The sequence below is a fragment of the Cedecea sp. FDAARGOS_727 genome (assembly GCF_012273235.1).
GTDB lineage: Bacteria > Pseudomonadota > Gammaproteobacteria > Enterobacterales > Enterobacteriaceae > Cedecea > Cedecea davisae.
Genome location: NZ_CP050966.1, coordinates 2789258 through 2809319 on the forward strand (window position 1 = coordinate 2789258; position 20062 = coordinate 2809319).

Annotated in this window: 5 protein-coding genes and 1 other RNA gene; 1 reads left to right on the forward strand and 5 read right to left on the reverse strand. The window is 56.7% G+C overall.

Features of this window, described 5'->3' with window-relative positions; genetic code table 11:
* Positions 1-526: 526 nt before the first annotated feature.
* Complete coding sequence (locus FOC35_RS13340) at positions 527-1492, forward strand: winged helix-turn-helix domain-containing protein (RefSeq protein ID WP_172569145.1); 966 nt, start codon at positions 527-529, stop codon at positions 1490-1492.
* Positions 1493-1649: 157 nt separating this feature from the next.
* On the opposite strand, the gene ssrA is transcribed toward FOC35_RS13340, so the two are convergent.
* The 5 genes from ssrA to FOC35_RS13365 form a co-directional block, all read right to left on the reverse strand.
* Positions 1650-2013, reverse strand: a transfer-messenger RNA (tmRNA) gene (gene ssrA, locus FOC35_RS13345).
* Between the two features lie 118 nt (positions 2014-2131).
* On the reverse strand, positions 2132-3295 hold the full coding sequence (locus FOC35_RS13350) for an HlyD family efflux transporter periplasmic adaptor subunit (protein ID WP_172570367.1): 1164 nt from the start codon (positions 3293-3295) through the stop codon (positions 2132-2134).
* A 7-nt stretch (positions 3296-3302) separates the two neighbouring features.
* Positions 3303-5510 (reverse strand): type I secretion system permease/ATPase, encoded by a 2208-nt coding sequence (locus tag FOC35_RS13355; RefSeq protein WP_172569146.1) that lies wholly within the window; start codon positions 5508-5510, stop codon positions 3303-3305.
* The gene (locus FOC35_RS13360; RefSeq protein ID WP_016537899.1) at positions 5507-6913 is read right to left on the reverse strand and encodes a TolC family outer membrane protein; all 1407 of its coding nucleotides are present in this window, start codon (positions 6911-6913) and stop codon (positions 5507-5509) included. The genes FOC35_RS13355 and FOC35_RS13360 overlap by 4 nt, the downstream gene beginning before the upstream one ends.
* 81 nt (positions 6914-6994) lie before the next feature.
* Complete coding sequence (locus tag FOC35_RS13365) at positions 6995-19564, reverse strand: BapA/Bap/LapF family large adhesin (RefSeq protein WP_172569147.1); 12570 nt, start codon at positions 19562-19564, stop codon at positions 6995-6997.
* Positions 19565-20062 lie beyond the last annotated feature (498 nt).

Sequence of the window (20062 nt, forward strand, 5' to 3'; positions counted from 1 at the left end):
CTACAGCAATCACTCTGACAATTATTGTCCCGTTGCCATAATTAGTTATTCTCAACGTCTCTTTATGAGCGTATTATTTAATACTGTAAGATTAACATTTAATTCAAAGGTATTATAAATAAATTGCATTACCTCGCCTCAGCATTTTATGCTGATAAAAGCGGATAGCTAATCGCTTCTTACAATATTATGCTCTAAACTGATTGCTGTTAATGCGCAAAATTTAGCCTGAAAAATATTATTAATTCATTAATCTCCTTTGTTTTCAAATTCTTACTGTTTGTTCTGAACGTTGCTCCGGCTAACTTGACGGACATTTTTTTTGATGAAAAACTAGGCCTCGTTTAACCGCATCCTTGGTAGTTTTTTGGAAAATGATTACGCCCGGCGTTATTGGCATCTTTGCCATGTTTGTCTCCCGGATTTATATATTTAATCGATTGAGCTTTCTCAATGTTTTAAAATGATGTTTGTAACTTATTAAGTGATCTAACCTCATTTGTTTTTGTAAAGGGAATTACATATTATGAATGTCATCTACTACAAATTTGAGAGTTTTTGTTTCAGGCAGGGGCGATTGATCTGCGATCATAAGGGGGAAGTCGAGCTGGCTCCTAAAGAAAGCGCGGTTCTTCATCTGCTGCTGGAGCGAGCCAATAGCATGATCTCCAAAGAGGAGATTATTAGTAAAGTCTGGAAGGGCGGAATTGTTTCTGATGAGTCTCTTACCCGCTGCATTTATGTTCTTCGCAGAGTACTCGGGCAAACGGATAAAAAGCGTTTTATTAAGACCATTTACGGCAAAGGCTATCGACTGCTTTCATCCGTTAAGATGTTCACCGATTCAGAAAGTCAAAAGACCGGATCGTTAGAACCCAGCGCGACGTTCAGTGGCGCTGAATTAACCGAAAACTGTAGTCTTGCGCTATTTCCATTTGATATGAAAAACAAAATAGCTTCGGCATTTTTGCAAGATCAATTAGTTGAGTGGCTTCAGCGTATAAAGATAAATAATGATATTCCAATCGAGATCGTTTCATCCTCAATCACTCGGGCATTCCAGGATTATAGTGATTTCTTGCTGGCCATAGAAAAGTCAAAAGCTGATTATTACATTACCGGATCCGAAATTAGCCATAATGGGCAGTCCATTATTCGGGTTGAACTAGTACGTTCGAAGGATCACTCCGTGCTTTATCGCGAAGGTATGCGGCTCCACGATGACAATCACTATAACTATCGTGCTTTGTGCCGTGTCATTTCTTCCTTACTCTCTAATATTTCAAAGGATATTGCCGAGTATATACGCGCTGAAATTGCCGACTCGTCGATCGCTCCGGTGTTCTGTCACAATCAATGCAACTCCACGTCGGAACTTCGGTGCGAGTTTGTATCTTATTGTCATAAACACGGGAAAACTGCTGCGGAAGTTGAATCCGAAAAGCATTTAGGGGAGTTCTCTGCTTTGCCGATCTGCGATCTTCTTCACTAGGCTGCGCTTAGCTCTTTCCCTGCGCAGTTAACGGCACCTGCAAGAATCCTTACTCGAGAACCAGTCAAAATGTGGACACAAAAAAGCCCGCACAACTTGCGTCATGCGGGCTTTCAGGACTTCATATCAGGCTCTGGTGACCATCAACAAAGAATTTTGGTGGAGCTGGGGGGATTTGAACCCCCGTCCGAAATTTCTACATCCTCGGTACTACATGCTTAGTCAGTCTTTACATTCGCCGGGCAACTGCGGACAGACACGCCATTACCAGACTATCCTGATTAGTTTTAATGCTTCAACCCCAGGCAAGGCATCCACACGATCTCTTTTGGGTTTGACCTCTCTTTGATCCCCGTCTTAAGAGCGGAAGCTAGGGAGAGAGGGCTCTTAGCAGGTTATTAAGCTGCTAAAGCGTAGTTTTCGTCGTTTGCGACTATTTTTTTGCGGCTTTTTACGAGGCCAACCGCCCCTCGGCATGCACCTTGGGTTTCGCAAATCCCGTCGAATCCAGAATCAGCCCCAATGTGTTGAAACGGAGTATAACAGATTTATCACCGCGCTGACCAGCCGTACACAGAGAATTCCCGCTGTACGCAAGTTGTACAAAATGCCTTAAGCGACAGCGGAATAGGCGGTTAATTAACGCTCGCGCAGCGCCTCCCGGGCGCGATTGAACGGCTTAATCAGGTACTCAATGATAGTTTTCTGCCCGGTTTTAATATCCACGGTCGCCACCATGCCCGGAGAAATGGAGAAGTGGCGGCCAATTTTGTTCACCAGATAATCCTGGTTGGTGCGGATAAACACCCGGTAGTAAACAATTTCTGGCTTCACTTTGTCCTGAATCGTATCCGGGGAGATGGTCTCCACCACGCCTTCAAGACCGCCGTAAATGGCGTAATCGTAGGCTGTGATTTTCACCAGCGCGCGCTGGCCTGGGTGAATAAAGGCGATGTCGCGAGGTGAAAGCCGTGCCTCGATTAAAAGGTGGTCGTCCACCGGCACAATTTCCATCATCTCACCGTTCGGTGGAATAACGCCGCCGATGGTGGTGACCTGGATATTTTTCACGATGCCGCGTACCGGTGAGCGCACCGTCATGCGGGTTACCGAGTCTTCGCGACCCTTAATGATAGAGGCCAGCATATCTACTTCGGCATTGGCTTTAGACAGCGCCTCGCGCGCCTGAACGTAATACTGTGAGCGCAGGTCGGTGATCCTTAAGCCCAGGTCGCTTTTCTGCCGCTGTAGGCGCAGCACTTCTACGTGGCTCGCTGCGCCGCTTTTTACCAGCCGTTGGGTGATATCCAGCTCTTTGTTGACCGATACCAACGCATCCCGCAGTTCGGCCTCTGAGTCGTTTAGCTGCGCCCGCCGGGTTTTAAACAAACGGGTTTCGGAAGCGATGAGATCCGGCCATGCTTTTAGCGAGTCGGGAAACTTAAGTGTCGCATCGTTAACCTCTGCATAGAGTCTGGCGCTTGAGGCCAGAGAGGCACGGTAGCGGGCCGCACTCTCGCCCACGTTGGACTCTGATCTTGTAGGATCAAGACGAGCGACTATCTGTCCGGCCTGCACCTTGTCTCCTTCATGCACCAACAGTTCGGTGACGATCCCGCCGTCCAGTGACTGGAGGATCTGCTCGCGGGAGCTGGGTACGACTTTCCCGGTGCCTGTCGAGACTTCATCCAGGGTGCCGAACCACGCCCAGACGCCAAACAGAATAAACAGCAGCGTGATGAGCAGGATGATGCGGCTTGCTCCGGAGAATTCGCTTTCGCGCTGGATGTCCGGGTAATCCATGGTGACGTCATGCTGACTGGTTTTCATTGTTCCACTCCCGCGGTGGTGTCTGGGCGGCGGCCGGTGCCGTAGTCGGAACCGGTCTTGCTGTACTGAGTGCCTGAGCCTTCGGCGCATCCATCACGAGCTGGCCATCTTTTAGCACCAGCACTCGCTCCACCAGTTCAAGTACCGGCACGCGGTGGGTGGCAACAACCAGCGTGCGGTGGCCGAGCCACTGGTTCAGGCGCTGAATAAACTCTCTTTCAGTATGATCGTCCAGCGAGGCGGTAGGCTCGTCGAGCAGCACGATGTTGGGCGATCTCAGCAGCATGCGAGCCAGCAGGACTGACTGCCGTTGCCCTCCGGAAAGTCCGCTGCCGCCTTCCATTATTGGATGATCCAATCCCTTCGGCAGATGCTTCACGAAGTTGCTTGCGCCGCTGACTTCCAGCACTTCGAAGATAGCGTCGTCGCTGGCGTGTGGTGCGCCGAGGGTGAGGTTTTCCCGCAGCGTGCCGTAGAACAATCTGGCATTCTGGCTCAGGAACCCAATATTGCGGCGCAGATCCGCCATGTCGATTTGCGACATAGCGAGATCGTCGAGCCGGGCTTCGCCGCTTGCCAGATCGACGCCTCCGGCTAGCGCCTGGAGCAGAGTAGATTTGCCCGCGCCGTTGCGCCCGAGCACGGCAATGCGCTCGCCGCGCTGGATCTCCAGGCGGGCAATGCGTAGCGGAATGCGCTGATCTTCGCTGTGGTATTTGAATTGGGCACTTTCAAACAGATAGTGACCGTGGAAAATATCCTTGTGGATGAGGTTTTCATCACGCTGGGTTTCCACCGGCAGTTGCATAATGCTGTCCAGCCCCTGCTTGGCGGCTTTGACCTGCTGCCAGCGTGCGAGCACACCGCAGAGGTTTGCCATCGGGGCAATCATCCTTGAGGCCAGCATCGAAGCGGCGACCATAGCACCTGTGGTCATTTCGCCCTCAATAACCAGCGGCGCGCCGAACAAAATCACCACCACAAACACCAGACTTTGGATAGTCATGCCCCAGCTGATTAAGCCCTGGGTCAGTTCGCGGGTTTTCAGGCCAGACTCGGCAGTAATGCGGATATAGCTGTTCCATTGTTGCAGGAAGCGATTTTCCGCCTGCATCAGCTTGATGTCCTCCAGCCCCTGCACGCTTTCCACCAGTACCGCATTACGCAGGGTGGATTCATGGGCTGCCTGGTTGGCGAGCGTTGCCAGCTTTTTCTGTAGCAGCAGACCGGGGAGCACCATCAGGACCGCCGCTACCGGGGCTATCCACGCCAACTGCGGGGCGATGATCGCCAGCACGACCACAAACAGCAGAAAGAAAGGCAGATCGACAATGGTGGAGATGGTCGAGGAGGTGATCATCTCGCGGATCTGCTCCAGCTCGCGCAGCTGTGAAATAAAGCTGCCGGTGGAGCGGGGAACCGCGCTGTTGCGTAACCGCAGGGCGTGGCTGAATACGCGATCGGAAATGCGCATATCGGCTCGCTTGCCCAACACGTCCATAATATTGCTGCGAGTGACTTTGAGGATAAAGCCGAACACTACGGCGATCAGCACGCCGGTTGCCAGCACATAAAGCGTCGGGAACGACTGGGCGGGAATGACCCGATCGTAAACCTGCATCGAGAACAAAATGCCCGCCAGTGAAAGTACGTTCACCCAGAAGGCTGCGAGCATCACCGGGCCGTAGGGGCGAACGTCGAGCATAATAAGCTCTTTCATCCAGTCGGGGCTGAAGCGTGAGATGTAGGCGTCAACCCGGCTGTCTTTCAGGGCCGAGAGCGGGCGTAGGGCGGCAACAAAACGGATTTCAGGCAGCAGTTTGCTAAGCGACTGTCGGTTGGTGTGGCGTTCGTCGTCGAAGTAGCAGATATCCACCGTATCTACACCGTCAAACTGTTCGATTACCGCGATCTGGCCGCTGGCTAAGTTCACTACTACCGGCAGCCGCCACTGGGCAATCGCCTTTTCGGTGTTGCCGAGCAGGTGGAAGGATAGCCCTGCCTGGCGTGAAAGCTGCGTCAGGGCTGGAACCATTGTCTTATCTTTAAACCACGGGGCGTTGGCCTGAATGGTGCCGGGCGAGCAAACCACCCGGTAATGCCCGGCAACGTGGCTGATGGCATGAGCCCATTGGGTCAGTGCCTGTTCGCTTAAAAACTCCCCGGCGGGAGGGGCTGTCTGGCTCATGGCTGGATCTCCAGTGACTGGATGTTGCGGTGTTCCAGACCAAATGCGTTACGCATTCTGCCGGTGTTGTACAGGCAGTTAAGCTGCAATTGATGGAGCTGGCTCAGCGTTTGTTGCTGCGCGAAGCGCGCCTGGTAGACTTCCTGCTCGGCGTTGAGCACGTCCAGCAGCGGACGCGAGCCCAGGTCGAGATACTGCTGCTGATACAACTCGCGGGTACGGGCGCTTAGCTGCTCCTGGCGCTGCAAGACCTGGAGCGCGGTGACCAGGCTAAGTGCCTGGCTGCGGGACTCCATCAGTTTTTGACGCACGTCGAGGCGAACTCTGTCTACGCCGGATTGCGCCGCCTCAAGCGCGTGGCTTGCGGCGTTGCGTCTTGCGGTCAGGCCGCCGCCCTGGTAAATCGGCATTTCAACGCGGATATACGCCGAGTATTGCGTGCGATCCAGCACTTCACTGCCGGAGTAGTTCTTGTTCAGATAGTGCTGAACGGAGGGTTCCAGCGAGATGGTTGGCGTCATCTGCGAATTGGCGTAGTCGAGGTTTGCCTGGGCGACGTTTGACTGGGCCCAGGCCGCGAGAACGGCAGGCACCAGGCGGTCATCAGGCTTCGCTACATCGCAGCTGTTGTTCAGCTTTTTCGGGAAGTCGGGGCTGATCTTGTTGAGGCTGGTCCAGCCGAGCTGGCTCATCAGCGTTGCTTGAGTGCTGTCGAGGTTGGACTGGTACTGAATCAGCTGCGAACGGGCGGACTCGATACGCGCATCGGTCTGCACCACGTCGGACATCGAGGTTGCTCCTTCATCGTTGCGCTGCTGTGTCAGGCGGCCAATCGCCGAGAGCGCATCCAGCTGCTCTTTGGCTATGTCGACCATCTGCTGCCAGAGTTGCACCTGTACCATCGCCACGGCGGTGTCGTGCCCGACGGTATCGATACTCACCAGCACGTTGGCCTGAGCCTGAGCTTCCCCGGCGGTTTCGGCGCGTACCTGGCTTGCCACTTTGCCAAAGTCATACAGCATCTGGGACAGTGAAAGCACCAGCGATGGGCTGTATCCGCTGTTGCTGTAGGTGTTGGTGTAGCCGTTATTCATTCCGGCGCTGATCTGCGGGTAGTATTTGGATTTCGCGACGTTAATTTGTTCGGACTGGCCGTAAAGTTTGCCTATTGCTTCACGAATGCTGGGGTGCCAGGTGACGGAGCGGTTGACCGCATCGTTAAGCGTTAAAGTTCCGGGCGCAGGGGCATTCAGCGGGAGGGCGGTTGAGCCATCGAGTGAGGGTAGCTCTTGTTGCTGAGCGAGGCCCTGAGTCGTAATAGAAGCAGGTGTATCGTCGGCCCAGGCCTGGAGTGAAAACAGACCACAAGCCAGCCATAACGCAACAGGCTGTATTTTTCCCATGTTTTTTCCCTAATAAATGGCACTGCGTTTCTGTCTTATTCCCCGGGCGTCTGCGCGCCCGGGGCTGTTCCGCTTGTACTATCAGGCAACTATATGGTTGTTCTGGATAAGCTCGTCGAGTGTGGTGTGCACGTTCTCCAAAGTGACAAGGGTGGTTGAGTGGAACGTTCCGGCGTTGCCGTCGCGGTCGATAGAGATGACCGTGTTATTGCCGACGGTAGCGACGTTCAGGTAATTGCCCAGCGTTGATGTCTGTCCGTTCCAGCCAACCAGCAGGTCGTGGAGGTTGATCTGGTCGCCCTGGGCGAGCGAGAAGTTCTTCCAGACGTCCGCACCATTGCCGCCCGTACCGTCGTTCGCGCCGCCTGCAAGGACATGGTAGACCAGCGTATCGGCGTAGGCCGACGAACCGTTGATGATGTCTCCGTAGGCGGTGCTGACGAACTGCGGGTTCATGTTGATGGTCAGCGTAGCGCTGTCTGAATGCCCGTTCTGATCGTTCAGGGTGTAGGTGAAAGTCTCCTTATTGACGATCGATCCCGGCGCTACACCCGCCTTCAGGGTGTAGGTATAGTTCCCGCCGATATCGATGGTCAGCGTGCCGTACTGCCCCTGAATTGTCGCTACCGCGTTGCTGTTGGTGAGCGGGTTCAGGGTGGCCGTGCTGCCGTTCACGCCGTTGATCGTCAACAGGGTGTGGACGCTGCCAAGCTGGTCTGACGCACCGGCAGAGTCGCTACCGTCGTACAGATTGCCGTGTACGACAGTGCTCTGCGCCGTGAAGCTGTCCAGCAGGTGCGAAGTCCCGGTGACCGTTGGGGTAATGGTGATGTTCCCTACGCTTAGCGGCCCCATGTTGCCAACATAGCTCAGCGTCCAGGTGCCCGAATGCAGGTCCGTGACCGGAACAATGGCCGTGCCGCCCAATAGCGCGCTGCCGCTAAAGGTACCGGTGTAGGTATGGCCCTGACCGTCGCTCAGCGTCCAGGTCACAGACAACCCACCCAACGCCAGACCGGAAGCCACTTTGAACACCAGGGCGGCTCCGCCCAGCGTGGTGTTGTCCGCAATGGTGAACGTACCGCTGCCGTTGCCGTGGCTGGATGCCAACAGCGCAGTGGTCCAGGTCGCTGAACCGACGTTGGCACTCGCGTAAGCCGCAGTGTTCTGCGTTGACGCAATAGCCATAATCGAGCTGATGTCGTTCACGGCATCCACGGTGTGCGGCGTTGCGGTGATGTTCAGCGACGCGGTCCCGGTATCGCCATTTGGCGCGGTAACGGTATAAACGAAGCTGTCTGGCGTATTGATACCGTCTGCACCCACGCCGCTTTTCAGCGTATAGGTGTAGTTGCCGTGCGCATCAATAGTCAGCGTACCGAACTTGCCGTTGATGGTGGTGGTGCCGGTCGCCGAAATTGCCACGCCGTTCACCGCCGTCAGCAGACTTCCCGCCGGGGCGATATCATCCTGCATCACGTTGCCGGTGGTCGACGCCGCCAGGCTGTCTACCGCGTAGGTGTGATCCTGGAGAATGTTCAGCGTGTAGCTGGTCAACACCGATACGCCGCTGGCGTTCATCAGCAGGAACAGGTAATCCCCGCCGCCCAGAGTCACGGTCAGCTGGCCTGATGAGCCACCCAACAGCGGAGCCGTCAGCCAGGTTTTCTGCACCTGGAACTGTTCATACTGCTGGGTGGCCACGTTGAACTTGTAGATATACAGGTCAAAGGTGGAAAGCAGCGCAACCCCGCCAACGTTCGCCTGCAGCGTCATGGTACGAGTCGACCCGTCTGCAACATCAAACAGAATCGGGTTGCTCATATTGGCAAGCAGGTTGAGGTTGACCACGTTACCCAGGCCCACGCTCAGCACGGACAGGCCGGTCTGCTGCGATGCGCCGTGGTCAACGGCAGCAACATCGGTGCCGTAAGTCAGAGAAGCGGTGTTATCCGTTGCGGTGACCGTGCTGGCCGGCGCGCCGTTACCCAGGGAAACAATCAGCTGTGCAGAGTCGCTGACGCCGTTATGGGTAATGGTGTAGGTGAAGTTCTCCGTGCGGCCCAGTACCGTGGCCGACGTATTGGTTAAGGTGTAGGTATAGCTGCCGTCCTGGTTGATATGCAGGGTGCCGTATTTGCCCTGAATATCCAGCCCGCCTGCGCCAACGGTATGGCTCACGCCGTTAGCATCAGTGATAGCCGTTACCACGGTGCCGGTAGGGGCGTTATCCACCGCACCGCCAGGGCCTGCGTCGGTAATTACGTTACCGTCCGAGGTAGTGGTGCCGCTGACGACGCCAGCGCTGGTTTGCTCGACGGTCACAGCAAGGTTAGTCGTCGCGCCGGTGGCCAGCAGGCTGGTGTTATAACCCAGTACGCGGTATTGCCCTTCGCCCAGCCCGTCGAGGTTCAGGGTCACGCCAGTGGCACCCAGCGTCAGCAGATTAAGGAACTGCGGTAAAGACGAGTCAACAATCGTAGTCCATGAGTTGGTGGCTGCATCATATTTCTGGATAGCAATTTCCAGCGTATTGAGCAGTGAAAGCACTACGCCGGTCGCGGCGGCGTTAATCGTGATATGCCCGGTAGCGCCGTTGCCGATGGTAAAGCCAACCTGCGCGGTATTGCTGCCGAGAACCGAAGCCACGTTGCCAAGCGCACCAATCAGCAGGCTACCGTAGCCACTGTAGTGCGCGGTGGTGATTTCTGCGTTACTGGTCAGCGCCAGATCGACCACGTTGCTGCTTGCTGCCAGAGGCAGGACAGGCGCGGTGATCGACAGCGACGGCGAGACGTTCCCGGCGGCATCGGCGGCAGATATCGACAGAGACTGGCCTTCAATCTGGCGAGTCGGCAGCGTAATGCTGAATGCGCCAGAAGCGTTTGCCGTACCGGTGACGGTTATCCCGCCCGGCAGCGTAATGGTCACGGTGCTGTTCGCTTCCGCTACGCCGGTGATCGTTGAACCATCGGCGCTGATAACCCCGGTTGGGATCAGCGGCGGAATGGTATCGACAATTACCGAGGTTGCCAGAGACGCAGCGCCCGTACCGTTGGCGTTGGTTGCCGTAGCGGTAAAGGCATGGACGCCATCACCCAGCGCACCGGTTGGGGTAAACGTCCAGACGCCGCTCGCATTCGCGGTTACCGTGCCCAGCAACGCACCGTTGTCGTAAATCTTAACGGTGGCGTTGGCTTCGGCGGTGCCGTTAATCGTCGGACGGGTATCGTTGGTGCTCTGGCCGTTACCCACGATGCCGGTTTTCGGCAGAACATCGTCAACGATGCTGGTGATAACCGGCAGCCCCGGTACGCCGGTGAACGGCGCGGTGAAGCCTGCGGAAACCCCTGTATTACCCGCAGCATCCTGAGCAAAGGCAAGCAGAGACTGGCCGCTGGTCTGTGCAGGAGAAAGGGTGATGCTGAAGTTGCCGCTACCGTCCGCTTTCGCCGTACCCAGTACCGTTCCCGTTGCTGAGGTAATGGTTACGGTGCTGTTGGCTTCGGCAAGGCCGGTTACTACTGTGCCCGTAGCATTCACCGTCAGGCCGGTTGGGGCTAGCGGCGGCACGGTATCGACGACAATACCGGCAGGCACCGACGTTACGCTGACGTTACCTGCTGCATCCGTAGCCGTCACGGTAAATGAATGGTTGCCCTGGAGCAGCGGCAGCGTTGGCGTAAATGTCCAGACGCCGCTGCCGTTTGCCGTCGTGGTGCCAAGAAGTACGCCGTTATCAAAGATATTGATTGTAGCGTTGGCTTCCGCGGTGCCGTTCAGGGTAGGGCGAGTGTCATCCGTCGGCTGATTGTTGCCAATCGGGCCGGTTATCGTCCCAACGTCATCCACCACGGAGGTGATCGCCGGCTGGTTAGGCGCAACGGTATCCACGACCACGGTGAAGCCAGCTGTCGGACTACTGACCACGCCTGCGCCGTTAGTGGCGGTGATGGTAAAGGTGTGCGAGCCGTTTGCCAGCGCGCTCGGCGGCGTGAACACCCAGACGCCGAGTACGTTAGCGGTCACGGTGCCTATCAGGTTGCCGCCATCGTAAATCTTGATGGTGCTGTTGGCATCCGCCGTCCCGTTCAGGGTCGGACGCGCATCGTTAGTCGCCTGGCCATTAGTTAACGGACCTACCACACCACCGACGACATCATCCACTACCGAGGTCAGCACCGGCGTATTCGATACGCCGCTGACGATGTTCAGGGTGAAGTCGGCAGACGCGACGCTGGTGTTACCGGCGGCATCGGATGCCGTGACTGTGAACACATGCTGTCCAGGGGCTAACGCGGTGCCCGGCGTGAAGCTCCAAACGCCCAGCGCGTTGGCGGTGACGGTGCCAATCAGGTTGCCGCCATCGTAAATCTTAATGGTGGCGTTAGCCTCCGCAGTACCGCTGAGCACAGGCTGGGTATCGTCGGTAGCTGAACCACTCACCAGCGGCCCCTGAACCGGGCCAACATCGTCAAAGGCCTGAATGACAATCGGCTGAGTAGGGGCGATGGTATCTACCACCACGTTAAACGGCGCAGATGGCAGGCTGACGTTGCCGGCGGCATCCGTTGCGGTGACCGTCAGCGCATGGCCGCCGTTGGTTAACCCGGTCGACGGCCTGAAGCTCCATGCTCCGGTGCCGTCGGCCTGTACGGTGCCAATCAGGTTCCCGTTATCGTAAATCTTAACGCTGGCGTTAGCTTCGGCAGTGCCGGTCAGCGTTGGGCGAGTATCGTCGGTTACCTGGCCGCTGGACAGGTTCCCGGTGATTGGCCCCACCGCATCCGCAACGGTGCCGATAGTCGGCGCATTCGGTGCAATGGTGTCCACGGTTAACGCGAAGCCGTTAGACGGATTACTGACGTTGCCAGCTGCGTCGGTAGCGGTGACGGTTAACGTATGTGGGCCGTTGCCGAGTGCGGCCACCGGCGTCAGGCTCCATGCGCCAGATCCGTTGGCAACGGTGGTGCCTATCAGGTTGCCATCGCTGTAGACCTTGATGATGGCATTAGCTTCCGCCGTCCCGCTAAGGGAAGGGCGTGTTTCGTTGGTGGCCTGGCCGTTGGTTATTGCCCCAAGTACCGGCGCGGTGTTATCCAGAACGGTGACGATAACCGGAGGATTTGGCGCGACGGAGTCAATATTCACGCCAAACGAGGCCGTGGTACTGACGTTGCCTGCGGCATCGGTTGCCGTCACGTTCAGGGTATGCGTTCCCTGTCCCAGCGGGCCGGTCGGGGTAAATGTCCAGTTACCCAGACCGTCGGCCTGAGCCGTGCCGAGCACGTTATTGCCGTCTTTAACGATGATGATGGCGTTGGCTTCTGCCGTCCCGCTCAGGGTTGGCTGCGTGTCCTTCGTCAACTGGCCGTTAATCAGCGGCAGGTTGGTACCTGGCTGAGTCTGGTCGTCTATTACCGAGAGAATAATCGGCACAATCGGCGGAACGGTATCCACTACCACGTTGAACCCGGCGGTCGGGCCGCTGGCGTTACCTGCCGCATCCGTAGCGGTCACGGTGATGTTATGGCTGCCGTCCAGCAGCGGAACCGTTGGGCTAAAGGTCCAGCTACCGCCCACCGGCACCGTAACGGTACCGATAACGACATTGCCGTCTTTGAAGGTCAGCGTGGTTCCCGCCTCGGCGGTGCCGCTAAAGGTTGGCGTATTGTCGTTGGTCGGCTGGCCAGAAGTGATTGGCTGCGAGGTAATGTCGTTGGTAACCGTCAGCACAACAGGCGTTCCCGGTGCGACGGTATCAACATTTACCACAAAGCCGGTGGAAGGTGGGCTGACGTTACCGGCGGCGTCCGTTGCCGTGACGGTAAGCGTGTGTGCGCCTTCGCCAAGATTGGTTGTCGGCGTATAAGTCCAGATACCCAGGGCGTTAGCGGTGGCAGTACCGATAACGGTGCCGTTATCGAGAATGCTCACCGTAGCCCCGGCCTCAGCGGTACCGCTGAGAGTTGGTTTGGCGTCATTAGTGGCCTGACCGCTGGTCAACGGCCCGAGGGCACCGCCCACTACATCGTCCACCACGGAAAGGATAACCGGCTGGTTTGGCAAAATGGTGTCTACGATGATGCTGTAGGCAGGTGACAGGCCGCTTTCTACGCCAAGCACATTCTGGCTGACCGCGAAGGTATGTAGCCCCTCGCCCAGAGGATCGGTGACGGTCCACGTCCATTTTCCATCGCCGTCGGCCGACACTGTAGTAATCAGCACTCCGTCGACATAGATATGAATCGCAGCTCCGGCAGTGGCACCTGAGCCGTTCAACGTCGGCAGCGTATCGTTGGTCGAGCCACCTTTACCGACATTCCCGGTGACCGGGCTGACATCATCCATCACGGTGTCAATGGTCGGAGGGTGAGGGATAATCGAGGTCGTTGCGTTAAAGTTCACGCCACCACTCTGGTTACCTGCTGGATCCTGTGCCACGGCAGTAAGCTGTGCGCCAGTAGTCTGGGCTGGTGAAAGCGTAACGACCCAGGCACCGGTTATCGGTGCCGCAACTCCCGTACCCAGAACGTTGCCGCCGGAATCTTTGATAATCACCGTCGCCCCGGCTTCTGCGGTACCGGAGACCAGGGTACCGGTCGGATCAATGACCAGAACCGTAGGATTTCCTGGCGCAGTGATATCCACGTCAATCACAATTGGCGCAGATGGCCCAACGCTATGGCCGACATCATCGGTGGCTTTAATGGTAATGCTGTGCGAGCCTTCCGACAGCGTGGAAGTGGTTATGCTCCATTTGCCGTCCGGGCCTACGGTACCGGTACCCAGAATGGTTGTGCCATTAGTGTCGTACAGCGTAATCGTGCTGCCGATTTTACCGGTGCCGGTAAAGGTTGGCGTTGTGTCATCGGTGACGCTGCCGTTGACTAGCGGCGTCTGAATTGGACCGACGTTATCCTGGATTTCAACGACGACCGGCGCGGTAAGCGGTACGGTATCGACGGTCAGTACATAATCGGTTGACGGCCCGCTGACGTTGCCAGCCTTGTCGGTCTGGACAGCGGTTATCGTATTTTCGCCATTAGCCAGCGCGGTATCCGGCGTGATGGTCCAGTTACCCGTGCCGTCTACTACCGCAGAGCCTATCGCCGTGGTGCCGCTGTACAGCGTGACGGTTGCGCCAATTTCCCCTGTACCGTGGAACACTGGTTTCGGGTCGTCGGTAATCCCGTTGGTGATAGCGCCGGTAACCGGTCCAACGTTGTCATCCACGGTGCCAATAGCCGGTGCCGCTGGCGGCGTGGTGTCTACGATTATCGCGATCGGCGCAGACGGCAGGCTGATGTTGCCCGCCGGGTCGGTCACCTGCACGGTGATGTTGTAGGTTGTTTCGCCAAACGGCGTTGTCGGCGTAACGCTCCATGTGCCGTCTGAACGCACGATAGTGGTGCCGACCAGCTCGTTCCCGTTGTTGAAGACGTTGATGGTGGAGCCCGCGACGCCGGTGCCGCTAAAGGTTGGGGTCGTGTCGTTGGTGCTGCCGCCAGGGGCGACGGTTCCCACTACAGGCGGCACGTTGTCAGTTACCGTAGGCGCAACAGGCTGAGTCGGAGGTGCCGCGTAAACCGACAGCGTAAATTCGGCCGAAGGTGCTCCGACGTTGCCTGCCGCGTCCGTTGCCGTAGTTGTGAAGATATGAGTCCCGCTACCCAGCGGAGAATTCGGGGTAATACTCCAGTTGCCGTCGGCGTCAACGACCGCGCTGCCGATTGGCGTTGTTCCGCCGTCAGCGTACAGCTTGATGGTGGCGCCCACTTCGCCCTTACCGGAGAGCACCGGCTCGGTGCTTTGGGTACTGCCGCCGTTAACCAGGGTGATTGGCGTGCCTGCGACGTTGCCCAGCGCGCCGTCTATGGAAGGCGCTCCCGGAGGCGCGGTGTCGATAATCACAATCTGCGTTGTGGCGGAGCTGGTGTTTCCGGCCGCATCCGTCACATAGACATTAAGCGTATGCGAGCCTTCGCTCAGCGGCTGAGTTGGCTGGAATGTCCACGCTCCGCTGCCATCCGCCGTGACGGTACCGATAAGCGTTGTGCCATCGTATATTTTGACGACCGCATCAGCGGCTGCCGTCCCGTTAATAACGGGTTGAGGATCGTTGGTTGCGCCGCCCGGCAGTACAGGGCCAAGATCCGGGTTAACGTTATCCACTATCTCGCCGATCGTCGGCGCGTTTGGCAAGGCAGTGATCAGTTCAACGTTCCATGGCGGGGAATGCGCGGTGACGTTTCCTGCGGCATCTGAAGCCGTGACGGTAAAGGCGTGAGGCCCATCCAGCAACGGCGTGGTTGGCGTAAATGTCCAGGTGCCGCTGCCGTTCACGGTGGTGGTTCCCAGCGGGTTCAGCCCATCGTAAATCGTAATCGTAGAGCCTGGTTCACCGCTGCCGCTAAGCGTTGGAGTAGGATCGTTGGTCGCTCCCCCATTGCTAACCGGGCCGGTTACCGTGCCAACGTCATCGTTCACCAGGGTGATGGTCGGTGCTGTTGGCGCAATCGAATCAACGTTGATGTTAAACGCGGCACTTGGCTGGCTTACATTGTTTGCGGCGTCGGTAGCGGTGACGGTCAGGTTATGAGAACCCTGGCCGAGAGCGGTTGTTGGCGTAAACGTCCATGCCCCTGTCCCGTCGGCATTGACGGTGCCAATCAGATTACCGTTGTCGTAGATCTTCACGGTTGAGTTAGCTTCGGCCGTGCCGGAGAGTGTCGGTTTATCGTCGTTGGTCAGGTCGCCGCTGTTGAGGTTACCGGTATGGTCCGGCACGTTGTCGACTACTGAACCGATGACCGGAATGTTCGGCGGGGTGATATCCGGCGCGGTGACTGGCGCGTTCGGTCCAGCATTCCCGGCGACATCCGTCGCGTTCACTTGCAGATGCTGACCATTGGCCTGAGGCGTGGTCAGCGTGATGGTAAAGCTTCCGTCCGGACCTGCTACGCCCTGGCCCAGTGGGTTGCCCAGCGTATCGGTCACTTTTACCGTGCTGCCTGCCTCCGCTTTACCGGTCAGTACCGTGCCGTCTTCGTTAAACGTTAGGTTAGTCGGCAGAGCAGGAGGCGTGTGATCCTGAGCAATAACGGTAGCCGGAGCACTGGTATTGGTGGCGATATCCGTGGCGGTAACCAGCAGCGTCTGGCCGTTAAGCTGCGGAGGCACCAGCAAGATATCGAAATGCCCGGTGATGTCAGTGGTGCCCACGCCGATGATGTTTCCGTTGCCGTCTTTGACGGTGATGGCGCTGTTAGCTTCGGCAGTACCGGTTAACTGCAGGCCATCCGCGCTGACGGCAAGCCCGGTTGGTGCATTCGGCGGCGTGTGATCCGGTGCGGGCGTTGTAGCGCCCTGGCCGGTATTGCCCGCCACGTCGGTGGCCTTCGCGGTCAGAACTTCACCGTTCAGTTGAGCCGGGGAAAGCGTCACGCTGAAGTGACCCGTACCGTCTGCCGTCGCGGTGCCAAGTACGGTGCCGCTGGCGTTGGTGATGGTCACTTTACTGTTGGCTTCTGCTGTCCCGGTGAGCGTTGTGCCGTCGTTGGAGACGCTAAGCCCGGTTGGCGGCAGAGGAGCCGCGGTATCAACCACTACGCCAAACGGTGGGGATATTCCGCTGTTGCCTAAGCCGTTGTTGGCGCTCACGGTGAAGGAATGTGGGCCATCAAGCAGCGGCAACGTTGGGGTAAAACTCCAACTGCCGTCAGGATCAACCACAGTAAAACCAATCGGCAGGCCGTTATCAAAGACAGCAATGGTGGAACCCACTTCAGCTGTGCCGCTGAGAGTCGGGCGGTTGTCATCCGTCGCCTGGCCGTTGGTCAACGTCCCTTTAATTGGGCCGACATCATCGGTCACCGAAATCAGAACAGGGACGGTTGGGAAGCCGGAGTTTGAGGCCTCGAATGGCGTATTCGGCCCCTGGTTTCCAGCGGCATCGCTAATTTTCGCGATAAGGTCTTCACCGTGGGTTTGCGCAGGCATCAGGGTGACGGAGAAGTTGCCGCTGCCATCAACTTGAGCGGTGCCCAATACGACGCCAGAGAGGGTGGTAATGGTAACTGTTGCGCCAATTTCCCCTGTACCGGTCACGGTCGTCCCGTCCGGATCGCGCGGATTAAGCGTAACGGCATTCGGTGGTGTGAAATCAATGGTAAAGGTTGGGCCGACGGTGACGCTGCTGAGGTTACCTGCCGGATCGGTTTGTTGTAGCGTTATTGCATGTGAGCCTTCACCCATCGCGTTGGTTGGGGTAAATGTCCATTTACCGTCATTGCCGACGGTGACCATGCCAATCGGAAGGCCATTATCAAAGAGGGTGAGCGAGCTGCCGGGTTCACCGGTGCCGCTGAAGACGGGTTTTTTCTCATCGGTAACGCCGTTGTTGCCGATAGGGCCAGTGATGGAGCCAGTATTATCTTCAACCAGGCTGAGTACCGGTGCATCGACAACGGTATCAACCGTAACGCTGTAGCCCGCAGAGCTGCCGCTGTCGCCGCGGATGTTAGAGGCGGTGGCCGTGAAGTTGTGCGGGCCGTCGAGCAGATTAACGCCTGGTGTAAAGCTCCATGTGCCACCGGCTCCCACTACCGTAGTGCCAATCTCAAGCCCGTTATCAAAGATATGAATGGTTTCACCGATAACGCCCGTCCCCTGAATAGTCGGGGTCTGGTCATTGGTTGACTGGTTGTTCGGAACCGTGCCCACGTTAGGTAACGCGTTATCGATTATCGCCGTGATAACCGGAATAGTCGGCAGCGGGTAGAACGGCGCGGTTACCGCTCCCGGGTTTCCGGTATTGCCCGCCGGGTCGCTGGCAACAGCGCTAAGGTTGGAGCCGTCCAGCTGCGGCGTGGTCAGGGTAACGGTAAATGTACCGGTAGTTGGGTCGGCGGTAGCTGTACCAATAACGTTGCCATTAGTGTCTTTGATGGTGACGGTGCTGCCCGCTTCCGCTGTACCGGTTAAGGTTGTACCGTCAGGAGAAACCAGCAAACCATTTGGGGCATCAGGCCCCGTGGTATCGACGGTAACGGTATAGCTACCGGAAACGCTGCTATCGCCCCTGACGTTGGAGGCTGAAGCGGTAAAGGTGTATGTGCCTTCACCCAGCGGGGTGGCTGGCGTAAAGCTCCAGGTACCGTTCACCCCAACTTTGGCGGTACCAATCTCGCCGCCGTTAGACAGAATATGGATGGTATCGCCGGGCTGGCCTGTCCCCTGAAGCGTTGGGGTGGTGTCGTTGGTGGTGTGGTTATTCCCTATATTCCCGGTGTTTGGTGCTACATCGTCAATGATTGCGGTAATGACGGGTTCTACCGGCGGCAGAACGTTTGGTGCGGTTGCCGGAACAGGCGGGCTATTATTGCCTGCTGGATCGGTAACCACGACGGTCAGCGTTTCGCCATCAACCTGAGGAGGGACGAGGGGAACGCTGATGTTGCCGTTGCCGTCAGCTGTACCCGTACCGACGATAACGCCATTACCATCCTTGATGGTTATGCTGCTGCCCGCTTCGGCATGGCCGGTAATGGTTTCCCCATCCGGGCTCACAGCCAGGCCTGTTGCGGCGGCCGGTGGCGCGGTATCAATGGTGACGGTGTACGCCGGGGAAGTCGCGCTTTCGCCTCTTTCATTGGTTGCGATGACGGTGAAGGCATGAGAGCCGTCCGGCAGAGCGCTGCCAGGCGTAAAGCTCCATGTACCGTTAGAGCCGACAACGACGGTGCCAATTTGCACGCCATTATCATAGATATACACGGTGGTCCCGGCCGGGCCTTTACCCTGCAAGGTTGGGGTATTGTCGTTGGTGGCCTGGTTATTATTTACGGTCCCGCCGTTTGTGGTATTGCCATTATCATTGGTCACGCCGGTAATGCTTGGTTCGCCCGGCAGCGGAATATTGGGGGCGATAACCGTAGTGCCTGGCCCTGTATTGCCGGACGGATCGGTGGCAGTTGCGGTGAGCGTTTCACCGCCGAGTTGTGGAGTGTTCAGGGGGATAGTGAAGCTGCCGTCGCTGCCTGCGGTGCCAGAGCCAATCACATTCCCGTTTGCGTCCTTGATGGTTACCGTACTGCCCGCTTCGGCGTTGCCGGTAATGGTTTTCCCGTCGGCCGATACGGTAAGGCCTGTTGGCGCGGCTGGTGGCGTAACATCTGGTCTGCCGGGATTGCCCGGATTACTACCGTTGTCTGAGCTTCCACCTCCGCCCCCGCTGGATGCTGCGGCAATCGCGCCCCCGGCAGCAACTGCCAGCCCACCTAACACCCACGGCCACGCGGCTCCGCCCTCGGAATGTGCGCCGGTAGCGGCCATCACCTCATCAATATTGGCAATTTGCTCGTAGTGTAGAGCGGTTTCCGGATCCTGCACCCACCACAGCACGCCATCTTTGCCCTCCAGCACCAGCTGGTTTCCGCCCTGATCGGCGAAGGCATAGTAATTTTTAACGGTGATGGTTTCGCCGGAATTGAGCTTGATGACCAGGTCCTGTCCGGAGCGCGTGAAATTGGCAATCTCATCGCGCTCGATTTTTAGCTCGACAATTGATGGACCTTTTAACATGATTTCAGAGGCTTCGACGTTGTTTTTTACGCCGGTTAATTTAGAAATAATTGTCATTGCACGCATTTTTATCACTCCATTCGCGATGAACGTGGTGGTAGTCTGATGCCCGGTATAATTAATTACCGAAAGCAAAAATTTAAGTAAGCGGGTTCCTTCGCGCTGAAAGCAGGCGAAAGGGGGCCTTTCATCAAAAATTGATGGCAGTGATTATTAATAAGTAACGGTGTTTCCGTTGCGGAATCGAAAATTAGTTAATTCTCAGGCTCGTATACTCGTCGTTTATTGATAAGGGGCTATTGATGATATAGACAGGAAAAAATGAATGCGCAACTTAAGCCATATTTAACCCAATGTAAGTAGTTCTTAAGTACCAGTGAAATTTTATGACTCACCCGGACAATACAGGTAAACCCTTTGTCTTCCTGGAAGTTGACGGCTTGTTAATGCAATTGATTTTAATGTGTTTTTATTGATGCTATCGAAGCGGTTGGCTGTTTTTTGCAGAGGTGAATAGTGGTTAAAACCCTGTGTGGAGAAGGGTTTATGAGGCATTAAGGCTGG